This window comes from Streptomyces sp. AcH 505 (assembly GCF_000818175.1).
Lineage (GTDB): Bacteria > Actinomycetota > Actinomycetes > Streptomycetales > Streptomycetaceae > Streptomyces.
The window spans coordinates 481,666-493,203 of the sequence record NZ_JTIY01000002.1 but is presented as its reverse complement, the minus strand read 5'-3'; the positions used below and the strand labels follow the sequence as shown (position 1 = coordinate 493,203).

11 protein-coding genes are annotated in these 11,538 nt (G+C 69.6%); 2 read left to right on the top strand and 9 right to left on the bottom strand.

From position 1 onward, the window contains the following. Window positions 1–121 (bottom strand): SDR family NAD(P)-dependent oxidoreductase (locus HY68_RS45775; RefSeq protein ID WP_041998534.1); only part of this gene is annotated, 121 nt, incomplete at its 3' end. Window positions 122–234: 113 nt separating this feature from the next. On the opposite strand from HY68_RS45775, the gene HY68_RS32355 reads away from it, so the two are divergent. Next, window positions 235–1,104 carry a helix-turn-helix transcriptional regulator gene (locus HY68_RS32355; protein ID WP_107070249.1) on the top strand — a complete coding sequence of 290 codons (870 nt, stop codon included), beginning with the start codon at window positions 235–237 and terminating at the stop codon, window positions 1,102–1,104. A gap of 28 nt (window positions 1,105–1,132) precedes the next feature. On the opposite strand, the gene HY68_RS32350 is transcribed toward HY68_RS32355, so the two are convergent. Both HY68_RS32350 and HY68_RS32345 read right to left on the bottom strand, forming a co-directional pair. Beyond that, window positions 1,133–1,756, bottom strand: coding sequence for a hypothetical protein (locus HY68_RS32350; RefSeq protein ID WP_041998527.1), 624 nt, complete (start codon window positions 1,754–1,756; stop codon window positions 1,133–1,135). After that, window positions 1,753–2,040 carry a hypothetical protein gene (locus HY68_RS32345; protein ID WP_041998525.1) on the bottom strand — a complete coding sequence of 96 codons (288 nt, stop codon included), beginning with the start codon at window positions 2,038–2,040 and terminating at the stop codon, window positions 1,753–1,755. The genes HY68_RS32350 and HY68_RS32345 overlap by 4 nt, the downstream gene beginning before the upstream one ends. A gap of 120 nt (window positions 2,041–2,160) precedes the next feature. On the opposite strand from HY68_RS32345, the gene HY68_RS32340 reads away from it, so the two are divergent. After that, window positions 2,161–2,838: a hypothetical protein gene (locus HY68_RS32340; protein ID WP_041998522.1), complete on the top strand. Its 678-nt coding sequence runs from the start codon at window positions 2,161–2,163 to the stop codon at window positions 2,836–2,838. 9 nt (window positions 2,839–2,847) lie between these two features. Here HY68_RS32340 and HY68_RS32335 read toward each other — a convergent pair whose 3' ends face one another. From HY68_RS32335 to HY68_RS32310, 6 genes are all read right to left on the bottom strand, one after another. Further along, window positions 2,848–3,654 (bottom strand): class I SAM-dependent methyltransferase, encoded by an 807-nt coding sequence (locus tag HY68_RS32335; protein ID WP_041998518.1) that lies wholly within the window; start codon window positions 3,652–3,654, stop codon window positions 2,848–2,850. 10 nt (window positions 3,655–3,664) lie between these two features. Further along, window positions 3,665–5,296, bottom strand: coding sequence for a glycoside hydrolase family 13 protein (locus HY68_RS32330; RefSeq protein WP_107070248.1), 1,632 nt, complete (start codon window positions 5,294–5,296; stop codon window positions 3,665–3,667). Between the two features lie 69 nt (window positions 5,297–5,365). Beyond that, a complete protein-coding gene (locus HY68_RS46090) occupies window positions 5,366–7,867 on the bottom strand; it encodes a CBM35 domain-containing protein (RefSeq protein ID WP_041998516.1) in 2,502 nt (833 codons plus the stop codon). Between the two features lie 90 nt (window positions 7,868–7,957). Then, a complete protein-coding gene (locus HY68_RS32320) occupies window positions 7,958–8,845 on the bottom strand; it encodes a carbohydrate ABC transporter permease (protein ID WP_041998514.1) in 888 nt (295 codons plus the stop codon). Between the two features lie 8 nt (window positions 8,846–8,853). Beyond that, window positions 8,854–9,828 (bottom strand): sugar ABC transporter permease, encoded by a 975-nt coding sequence (locus tag HY68_RS32315; RefSeq protein WP_041998511.1) that lies wholly within the window; start codon window positions 9,826–9,828, stop codon window positions 8,854–8,856. 12 nt (window positions 9,829–9,840) lie between these two features. Next, window positions 9,841–11,202, bottom strand: coding sequence for an extracellular solute-binding protein (locus HY68_RS32310; RefSeq protein ID WP_041998509.1), 1,362 nt, complete (start codon window positions 11,200–11,202; stop codon window positions 9,841–9,843). Window positions 11,203–11,538 lie beyond the last annotated feature (336 nt).

Here is an 11,538-nt window from a genome sequence, read left to right as displayed (position 1 = left end):
CCGCCGCGCCCTGTTCGGGGTCGCGGGCTCCGGCGAGGACGGTGTGGCCCAGCTCGACGAGCCGGCGGGCCGTCTCCCGGCCGAGCCCCTTGTTCGCTCCTGTGATGAAGATGATCGTCATGCCTTCAGTGTTCGTCCGGCCGGGGCGGCCGACCAGAGAAGGTTCGACGGTAGGAACGGCAGTACCACCATGGGCGGCGCCGGGCGGGCCGGGGATGCGGGACCATGGGACGTATGACCACGACCCCCGGAGCCGGGCTCGGCGCGATGATCCGCACCTGGCGGGACCGGCTGCCCCCGTCGGCCGCCGCATTGCCGGTGGGCCACGCACGCCGCGCGGCCGGGCTGCGCCGCGAGGAGCTGGCGGAACTCGCCGGGGTGTCGGTCGACTATGTCGTACGCCTGGAGCAGGGCAGGTCCACGACGCCGTCGGCGTCGGTGGTGGCGTCCTTGGCCCGCGCCCTCCAGCTGTCGGCCGCCGAGCGGGACCATCTGTACCGGCTCGCCCACCTGGTCCCGCCGGGGAACGACGCGGTCCCCGGCCATATCCCGCCCGGTGTGCAGCGGGTGCTGAGCCGGCTCGGGGACACCGCGGTCGCCGTGTTCGCCGCCGACTGGCAGCTGATCTGGTGGAACCGTGGCTGGGCAGCGCTGCTGGGCGATCCGTCGTCCTTGCCGGCGCGGCAGCGCAATTTCGCCCGCAGCAGGTTCCCGCAGGACGCGGGCCCCGTTCGGCTCGCGCTGTGGCCGGTGATCGAGGTGGACAGGGACGCGACGGACGCGGCCGTGGTGTCCGACCTGCGCCGCGCCACCGGCCGTTTCCCGCACGACACGCATCTGGCGGAGCTGGTCCGTGAACTGGTCGCGGGCAGCGAGCGGTTCGCCGAACTGTGGGCGGCCGGTTCGGTGGCGACGCACCGCGAGGACCACAAGCGGATCGAGCATCCCTCGGTGGGGACGGTCACCGTGGACTGCGACACACTGACCGACGGTGACTCCGAGTTGAAGATCGTGATCATGACGGCGGTGCCGGGCAGCGAGGACGAGACCAAGCTGCGGCTCGCCACGATCGCGGGGCCGCCGGTCACCGCGCACCGCCCGTAGCGTCACCACCCCTATTGGGCGGGCGAGTTCACACCGTTGCCGGTACGACGCCGCCCTCGGCCGAGAGGAACCGGAAGGTGCCGGTGACCGCGTCGAAGAGGTCGTACACCTCGTCCTTCAGCGGCAGGTTGGGGCTGGCGCAGGTGACCACCAGGAAGTCCCGTGCCGTGCCGGGGACGGGCATCATGGTGTGCATCGTCAGCAGCTTGACGTTGATGTCCGCGGTGATCGGTGTCTCCTCCGTACCGGTGATCCGGGCGACGGTGCCCACGTGGGGAACCTTGGCCGCGCCGATGACCCGGTCGGCGGGGGCCTTGCCGTTCGCCGAGGAGACCCCGAGCTGGGCGGAGATGACGGGCAGGGTCAGTTCGAGGCCTTCGGGTGTGGTGACGGCGAAGACCATGGCGTAGGCGAGGAAGAGCCCTTCGTCGTACATCGAGGCGGTGCCCGAGGCGAACAGCGCGCCGTGGTTGCGTGCGGCCCGGCTGATCTCACGGCCCTGCCGGAACAGATCGTTGATCTGTGCCCGCTCGCGTGGGTTGTCGGTACGGGCCAGGGCGGCGGAGCGGGCCGTGGCCATCGTCTCGCCGCTGAGGTCCAGCTCGGTCCAGAGGTCGGGCACGTTGAGCAGGAAGCGCTCGGCGACGGTCACCGGCCGCCGCCGCTCAGGTTCGACACGGCGTCGTTGTCCGTCTTGGTGAAGGCGTCGGAGATGCTGTCCATCGCCTCCCGGATGCCTTTGACCTGCTTCTTCAGCTGGTTCTTGCCGTCGTTCCACTTGTTCTCGAAGTTCTGGGCCGAGCCTCGGGACAGCTCGGGGCCGAACGCCTTGTCGAAGTCGAAGGTGTGGTGGCCGATGTCGATGTTGTCCTCGACGAACGCCAGACCGGCCCGCGCCTGGTCCAGCTCGTCGCCGGGTACGAAAATGTCGGTCATCGCGCGCTTCTCTCCTCCGTGCCAAGCCGCCGCGCCGTTGTGTGCCGCGTACTGTCAACACGCACCCGGCGCGCTGTTCGTTCAGGTGAACCTTTCGTCGCCGTATCCCGTGTTGGGGGCGTGACTCTCCCTCTCCACAGCTACAGCGCCGCCCGCAGGCCGGTCGGCCGGGCCCTCGTCGCCTCCGCTCTCGTGCTCTGCGGGATGGCCGCCCTGTCCGCCTGCGACAAGACCATCTCGATCACCGACAAGGCCGCGAAGCCGGCCGCCTCGTCGCCCGCGGCCGCAGCGCCCGCGTCCTCGGCGCCCGCCTCCGGCGCGCCGGCTGCGGGCAACTCCGCGCTCCAGGTGGTCGACAGCAGCGCGGCCCAGAACGGCAAGACCGGCAACGGCGGCACCGTGGTGGGGGTCGCCGTGCAGGAGACACCACCGCAGTGGGTCCAGCTCTCCGCGGTCCAGTCGCCCGACCTGGGCAGCCACCTCATCAACGTCAACCAGGCGACGCTGTACCGCTTCGACAAGGACACCGCCCGGCCGTCCCACTCCAACTGCGCCGACGACTGCGCCGTCACCTGGCCGCCGGTCACCATCGCGGAGGGCGGCAACGTGTACCTGGCGGGCGTGGACCCGAAGCAGATCGGCGCGATACGCCGCGACGACGGCCAGGTCCAGGTGACCGTGGGCGGCTGGCCGCTCTACCGCTTCTCGGGCGACAGCAGGCCCGGCGACACCAAGGGCCAGGGCATCGGCGGAACTTGGTTCGCGGCGGGCCCGACCGGCGAGAAGTCGGTGAAGTAGCCGGGAGGGTCACACTCTTCCGTGTGCCAGCAGGGCGGTGTGCGGCAGTCGCAGCACACCGTCCGGGCCGCCGAACGGGACACTGAGCCGGGCGAACTGCCGCTTGATCTCCGCCACGGTCTGCGGATCCTGGCGCGTGACGATGTGGCCGATCGTGGCGACGCCCGCCGCCGGACCGCTCCACCACACCTCGGCGGCCACCTGATGGTCCCAGTCCAGGGACGTGCAGGACACCTCGGAGAGGCCCGCCTCCCGCGCCAGATCCGCCAGGCCCTGTGCGGTCCTGGGGAATTCCTCGTCTGCGGCGAGCGAGGCCAGATCGCCGGGCCGTACGACGCCCGCCGCCTCCACCGCACGTGGCAGGAGCGTCTGACCTGGCGCGGCCTGCGCCGGCCAGATGGTCACGGCGATCCGTCCACCGGGCCGGGTCACTCTGCGCAGTTCGGCGAGAGCGGCCCTCGGACGGCCCACGTGATTGAGCACGAAGTTGGCGATGGTCGCGTCGAACTCCCCGTCGGGAAAAGGCAGTACGGGCAGGGCCGCGACCCGGACGTCGGCGGCCGGTACGTCCGCCGCTGTCCTGGCCGCCATGCCGGGGTCGGCGTCGACGGCGGTCACCCGGGCACCGCGCTCCACCGCGGCTGCGGCGACGGTGCCCGTTCCCGTACCGGCATCCAGCAGCCGCGAGCCCGCACCCGCTCCAGCCGCGTCGAGCAGTTGGGGCACGGGGTGGGCGCAGAGAGCGGCGAAGCTGCCGGCGTACGCGTCGGCGCGCCCCGCCCAGATCCGCCGCTCCTGCTCATCGAAGATCGTCATCCGTGAGACGTTAATTCATGTCCAGCCAGACCGTGCTGTCCGCAGGCAGTACGCGGCCCTCGGCGCTCTCCTCCAGGGGAGCGCTGCTGAGCAGTACCGTCGCGTCCGGCGGCAACGGCACCGGTGTGTCCGTCGCGTTGACCAGGCAGCGGAAGCCGCCTGCGCGGTCGAAGCAGAGGGTGTCCGGTGGGGTGTCCACCCAGGTCAGGGTCTCCGGCAGGGCGGTGAGGCGGGCCGAGCGCAGGGCCAGTGCGGTGCGGTAGAGGGTGAGGAAGGAGTCCGGGTCGGCGGTCTGTTCCGCGACGCTGAGTGGGGCCCAGTCCGCGGGTTGCGGCAGCCAGGGCGCGGCGGTGGCGGCGTCGGGTGAGAAGCCGAGCGCTGCGCCGCCGGGCTGCCACGGGAGCGGGATTCGGCAGCCGTCGCGGCCGCGGTCGGCGCCGCCGGAGCGGAGGAACGTGGGGTCCTGGAGGACCGCGTCCGGGAGGTCCTGGACCTCGGGCAGGCCCAGTTCGTCGCCCTGGTAGATGTACACCCCGCCGGGCAGCGCCATGGTCAGCAGCGCCGCCGCGCGGGCTCTTCGGCGGCCGAGGGTCAGGTCGCTCGGGTCGCCGAGCCGCTTGTCGCCCATGTCGAACGAGGTGTCGGCGCGGCCGTAGCGGGTGACATGGCGGATGGTGTCGTGGTTGGAGAGCACCCAGGTGGGCGGCGCGCCGACCGGGCCGTGGGCGGCGAGCGTCGAGTCGACGACGTCGCGCAGCGCGGCCGGCTCCCACGAGCTGCACAGGAAGTCGAAGTTGAACGCCGAGTGCAGCTCGTCGGGGCGCAGGTAGCGGGCGAACTGTTCGGCCGACGGCAGCCAGACCTCGCCGACGAAGATCCGGTCGCCGGGGTAGCCGTCGAGGATCTTGCGCCAGCTCCGGTAGATGTCGTGGACGTCGTCATGGTCCTGGTAGGGCAGATCGGTCGGGTCGGGGTCGGGGCCGACGTCGGGCAGGCCCGGCTTCTTGGCGAGGCCGTGGGCCACGTCGATCCGGAAGCCGTCGACGCCGCGGCGCAGCCAGAAGTGCAGGATGTCCTCGAACTCGGCGCGTACCTCGGGGTGTTCCCAGTTCAGGTCGGGCTGCTGCGGGGCGAACATGTGCAGGTACCAGGGGCCGGGGGTGCCGTCCGCCTCGGTGATCCGGGTCCAGGCGCTGCCGCCGAAGTAGGAGTGCCAGTCGTTGGGCGGCAGTTCGCCGCTCTCGCCGCGGCCCGGCAGGAACCAGAACCGTTCGCGGGCGGCGGAGCCGGGTCCTGCGGCCAACGCCTCCTGGAACCAGTGGTGCTGGTCGGAGCAGTGGTTGGGCACGAGGTCGACGAGGACGCGCAGTCCGTGGGTGTGGGCTTCCTCGACGAGCCGCTCGGCCTCGGCGAGGGTGCCGAACAGCGGGTCGATGTCGCGGTAGTCGGCGACGTCGTAGCCGCCGTCGGCCATCGGTGAGGTGTACCAGGGGGTGAACCACAGGGCGTCGACGCCCAGTTCCCGCAGATAGGGCAGCCGATTCCGGACGCCGGCGAGGTCGCCGGTGCCGTCGCCGTCGCCGTCGGCGAAGCTGCGTACGTAGATCTGGTAGATCGCGGCATGCCGCCACCAGTGGGTCACAGGAACTCCTAGTTCGATGAGGTGGTGCCGGGGCCCCCGGGTTCGCGGGGGCCCCGGCACCGGGGGCGGTTACCAGCCGGAGTTGCCGGCTCCGCGCGTGATGGCGAATCCGCCGCTGCTGTTCAGGCCACCGGAGGCGGCGCCGCTGACCGTGACACCGGAGAAGGTGCCGGATCCCGCGGACTGGATCTCGATGCCGTAGAGACCGGTGTTCTGGATCTTGATGTTCTTCAGGGTCAGATTGCTGACGGTCTTGTTGAAGGAGATCAGCACCCCGCTGTAGGTGGAGTCGATGATGTCGATGTCCTGGACGAGGACGGGCGCTGTGATGTCGGAGGAGTCGGCGTAGATCCACAGGGCGCCGAACTTGCTCTGCCAGTTGGGTTCGAAGCCGCCGGTGCGCTGGAGTGTGTTGCGCTGCACGGAGGTGGTGCCGCTGAACGGGACCGGTGCGAAGCGGCTGCTGATGGCGATGCCGGCCGAGCCGGTGACGGTGTCGGAGAGGAGGTTGTCCTCGACCCGGTTGGCGTTGCCGCCGTAGATGCCCACGGTGTTGGCGAGCAGCGGCACCTGCACGGTGTTGAAGCGGAAGGCGCTGCGGGTGACGGCCTGGCCCTCGGAGAACATCGCGAGGCCGTCGTCGCCGGTGTTGCGGATGCTGGAGTCGCGCAGCTCGGTGTCGGTGGTCCCCTTGTGGAGGTTGACGCCGTCGGCGAAGGTGTCGCGGATGCGCAGCCCGGTCGCGTACAGGCCGTTGGTGGGGGCGTCGATCCACAGACCGACCTTGGTGTGTTCGATCCAGATGTTCTGGAACGTCGAGCCGTTGCCGAAGTTGCCTTCGATCCCCGCGTCGAAGTTGGCGTCGTCCCGGTAGGACACGTCACCGGCGATGGTCAGGTCCTGGACGGTGCTGGTGCCGCCCTGGCCGAACAGCCCGCCCTTGCCGTTGCTGCCGCGCAGTACGGTCGACCAGACGCCGGCGCCGCGCAGGGCGATCCCGGTGAGGTTCACATGGCCGGAGATGTTGTACGTACCTGCGGGCAGCCAGAGCCCCTTGCCCTGCGATTTCACGTTCTGCACGGCCGAGTTGAGGGCCGAGGTGTCGTCGCTGTTGTCGTTGGCGGTGACGCCGAGGGTGGTCGCGGAGACGAACCCGGCCGGCATGGCCTGGTCGGCGGCGACGGTCTCGGTCTCGACGAGGTCCAGGGTGTACGAGGCGGCCGTGTCGCCCGCGTCCTTCTGGAACTTGAGCACGGTCCCGGCGGGGAAGCTGCCGATGAGGGCGTGGGTCTCGTCGAAGAAGTGGTGGCCGGAGCCCTGCGACGCGTCGTTGTTGTACGGGTAGGCGCCGTACACCCAGCTGTACTTGGTGGTCAGGTCGAGGTCGCGGACGTGGGTGGAGCCGGCGTAGACGCTGAGGGTGGCGGAGGGCGCCGTGTCCGGCAGCGAGTAGCGCAGGGTCAGCGCGTTGGCGGGCTTGGTGAGGGTGAACTGGACGTACTCACCGGTGCTGTCGAGGACGACCGCCTTACGGCCCGACGCCTCGGACGGCACCGAGAGGTAGGTGCGGTCGGGGCCGATGGTGGAGGCGTTGGTGGTGCCGGACTCCGCCTCGTACGTGGTGTACGGGACGGTCGCGCCACGGGTGGCACCGGCGGCGGAGCCGGTGACGGTGATGCCGTCCAGTTGCAGGGCGCCGTTGTCACCGGACTCGGTGCGCAGCGTCAGTGTGTTGAGCTGGGCGCGCAGCGGGGCGTCGGTGGTGGCGTCCTTCCACGCCCCTGAGGTGCCGGGCAGCGAGAGCTGACGGACCTTGGTGCCGTTGGCGGTGAGGGTGATCGTGGCGGCCGATCCGCTGTCGGTGCGGTAGCGCACGACCACCGGATAGGTCTTGGCGGAGGCGGTGTTGACGTCGTACACGGTCCGGGCGCCGCTGGTGGTGAAGCCGGTGAGATAGCCGCTGCCGGTGAAGCCGGTCGCGGAGGTCGCGACGGACGCGCCACCGGAGAAGTAGGCGCTCTCGGCCTGGAGGGCGGGCGATCCGGCGGGCGGGTCGGTCGGCGGGTCGGTGGGCGGATCGGTCGGTGTGCTGTCCGGGGTCGTGGCGACGACGTTGTCGAGGTTGATGTTGCCGCTGTCGGCGGTGGTGAAGGTCAGGGCGACGGTGTTGGCGCCCTGCCGGTAGGTCAGCTGCTCGTCATGGGTGGTCCAGCTGTCCCAGTTGGCCGTGGGGGGCAGGCTCACCTGGCGGACCTTGGCGCCGTTGACGTAGAGGCTCAGCGTCATCGTCGCCGTGGTGCCGTTGGCGTAGCGGATCTTGACCGATCCGCTGCCGGCTGCCGCCGACTGGACGGTGAACGAGGTCGAAGCGCGGCCCTTGTTGGCGTCGGTGTAGCCGCCGACGAAGCCGCTGCCGGTGTAGCCGGGGTGTTCGGTGGAGACGGCGGCGCCGCCGGACAGCGCGGCCGACTCGGCCTCCAGTGTGCTGCTCGCCGCTTGGGCGCCGGGCGCCAGCGGCCCGGTCAGCGCGTAGGCCAGAGCGCAGATGAGGGCCACCACCAGGGCCGCCATACGCAGAAGGGACGGGGAGTGAAGCGGGGTTGGGCGTGTTCTCGGTGCTGGTGACACGACGGTGTGTCCTTCCAGGAGGGGAGACAGGAGTCAGCCCTTGAGGCTGCCTGCGGTGAGGCCGGAGATGATGCTGCGCTGGAAGATCAGGAACAGGACGAGCAGCGGCACACTGGCCATCACCATGCCCGCGAGCAACTGGTTCGCGGGCATGTCGAGGGAGAGCCGGTTCAGCGCCACGGTGATCGGCTGCCTTGCCGGGTCGGGCAGGACGAGCATCGGCCAGAGGAAGTCCTTCCAGACTCCGACGACCGCGAAGATGGACACCACGGCGAGGACCGGGCGGGAGAGCGGCAGGATGACGGAGACCAGGACCCGTACGGTGCCGGCGCCGTCGATCCGTGCGGAGTCGAGCAGTTCGCCGGGGATCTGGTCGAAGAACCGCTTGAGTATGAAGATGTTGAACGCGTTGGCGCAGGCCGGCAGCCAGATCGCCCACGGGGTGTTGATGAGGTTGACGTGCAGCAGCGGCACGTCGACGACGGTCAGGTACGTCGGTACGAGCAGCGCTGAGACCGGCAGCATCAGGGTGGCGAGCATCATGCCGAGGACCACGTTGCCGAGCACGGGCCGCAGTTTCGACAGCGCGTACGCGGCGGCGACGTCCACGACCAGCTGGAGGAGCCAGGCGCCCGCCGCGAGCAGGAGTGTGTTGAGGAAGTACCGGCCGAGTCCGACGCTGGACCAGGCCTGGGAGTAGCTGTCCGGGTGCCAGGTCTGCGGCAGCAACGTGGGGTGCGGGGCGGCGAGTTCGGCGGAGGACTTGAGCGCGCCGGTCGTCATCCAGTAGAGCGGGAAGACGAAGGCGAGGGTGAATCCGGCCAGGGTCGCCGTGAGGACGAAGCGGTAGAGGAACCTGCCGGTGCGGCGGGTCATCTCGGTCGGGGCTATCAGGGTGCGTACGGGCGTTTCCGCTGCCATGGCGGTGGTCAGCTCCTGGTCCGGGTGAGGCGCAGGTAGATGCCTGCGAAGGTGCCGAGCACCACGAAGAGCAGCGTGCTCATGGCGCTGGCCAGGCCGAAGTCGTTGTAGACGAAGGCGTAGCGGTAGAGCAGCAGCAGGACGGTGACCGTGGCGTCGTCGGGGCCGCCGCCGGTGAGGACGAACGGCTCGATGAACACCTGCATCGTGCCGATGATCTGCAGCAGCAGCGTGATCATCAGGATGAAGCGCATCTGCGGCACGGTGACGTGCCACAGTCTGCGCGCGATGGACGCACCGTCCAGTTCGGCCGCCTCGTACAGCTCACCGGGGATGCCGCCGAGCGCCGCCAGGTAGATCAGGGTGGTGGTCCCCATGTTGGCCCAGGTGGAGACGAGGACCAGGGAGACCATCGCGAGGTTCTGCGACTCCAGCCACTGCTGTGCGGGCAGGTGGAAGACGCCCAGCACGTTGTTGAACAGGCCGGGTCCCGGGTCGTAGAACCAGCGCCACAGCAGCATCGTGACGATCGGCGGCAGCATCACCGGCAGGTAGACGGTCATCCGCAGATACGACCTGGCGTGCCGGAACTCGTTGAGCACGAGGGCCGTCGCGAAGGGCGCCGCGAAGCCGAAGACCAGCGCCAGCAGGGTGAAGTAGCCGGTGTTGCGCCAGGCCGTCGTGAACAGCGGGTCGTCGAAGAGCCGTTGGAAGTTGTCGAGCCCCACCCACCTGGCCGGTTCGGCGAAGTTGACCTGCTGGAAGCTCAGCAGGACTCCCCGCACGATCGGGTACCAGGAGAAGAGCGCGAAACACAGGATCCCGGCGGCGAGGAAGAGATAGGCGACCGCGTTCTCCCGGATCCGGCGTGCGCGCCGGCCGGCCGGGCGGTGCGCCGGTCCTCCGTCGCTCTTCGCGCGGCTTCCGGCGGATCCGCGTACGGGGGTGCGCGGGGTGGTGGAGGGGGGTGCGTCCGTTGCCATTCTCAGGTCAGCTCACTTGACCGTGGCGAGGATGGTGTCGACCTTCTTCTGGGCGTCGCCGAGGAGCTGGTCGAAGTCCGCGTCCTTCTTGGTGAGTACGGCCTGCATCACTCCGTCGAGGACGGTGTATATCTGCTGTGCGTTGGGCGGCTCGACCTTGACGGCGACCTGCGGGCTGCGGTCGACGAAGGGCTTGTAGTTGGCCTGCGGCACATTGGCGTACTTGGTGTGGATCGCGTCGTTCTTGGTCTGCGCGGCGCCGTCGAAGAGGTTGGGCTGGGGCAGTCCGATCGGTACCCCGAGGGCGGCGAACTTCTTGGTGTTCGCCTCTTCACGGTCGGGGTTGAGGTACTTCCACTGGATCCACTGGAGCCCCGCCTTGATCTTCTCCGGGGACGCCTTGGGGTTGAACATGAAGCCGTCGCCGCCGCCGAGGGTCGCGGTGCCGGGCAGCGCCGCCAGGCCGAACTCGTCGTACTTGCGCTCGAACTGCTTGACGATGGTGGGGATGTTGTCCGGGCCCGCCATGTACATCCCGAGCTTGCCGGCGCCCATCAGCTTCTGCACGTCGCCGATCTCCAGGAGCTGGCGGGTGCCCATGCTGTTGTCGGTCCAGCGCATGTCGTGCAGGGCCTGGAGCGCCTTGTGCCCCGCGTCGCTGTTGAACGCGGCCTTCCAGCTGCCGCCCTGCTGGGTGGCGACGTCGCCGCCCATGGAGTAGATCCACGACGTGAGGTGCCAGCCGCCCTGGTTGTTCTTGCTGTAGTCGGCGTAGCCGACGGTGTCGTCGCCGAGCGCGCTGATCTTCTTGGCGTCGGCGCGCACCTCTTCCCAGGTGGTCGGCGGGGTGTCCGGGTCGAGTCCGGCCTTCTTGAACAGCTCACGGTTGTAGAGCAGACCGAGTGAGTAGTTGCCGGTGGGCAGGCCGTAGACCTTGCCGTCGCTCTTGAAGACGTCCTGGAGCGCCGGGCGGATGTCGTTGAGGTACGGCACGCCCTTGAGGTACGGGGTGATGTCGGCGGCCTGGTGACGCTGGATCAGTCCGGCCGGGTCGGTGAAGTAGACGTAGAACACGTCCTCCAGCTGGCCGCCCGCCAGCTTCGCCGCGAAGGTGTTGGGGTCCATCTGGCCCTCGTGGGCGACGACCTTGATCTTCGGGTGGCTCGCCTCGAACTGCTTGACCAGCTCTTCGTAGTCCTTGCGGTCGGCGGGCTGGGTCTTGGCGGGCATGCCGTTGACCGTGATCGTCACGACGCCGTCCTTGCCCACCCCGCTCCCGCCGGACCCGGACGAGCCGCCGCAGCCGGCGAGTCCCAGGGTGAGGGCGGTGGCCGCGGCCACACCGAGGGCTTGGCGTCTTGTGATGCCGTCCATGGAGATCCCATGCCTTCCTGCAACGGGTTTGCGTGACTTGCAGGGGCACGGCCTCTGCGTCATCTCAACGGCGCTGACAGTAAAAGTGAATGACGCAAGAAGTCAATGAGTCTGCGCAAGAACTTAATCTGCGCCTCGGTCGCCCGTAACACACCGTCACTAGGGCGGACAGCACCGAGGGGCCCGGCGGACGGCCGGGCCCCTCGGTGGCTGCGGGTGGGACGAACGGGTGCGGCGCCGCCGCCGTCACCTGCTCCGGGAACGCGACGGCGGGGCCGTTGAACTGCGCACAATCAGCTCCGTGTCGAACATCATCGACTCCCCCTCCGTCGCGTG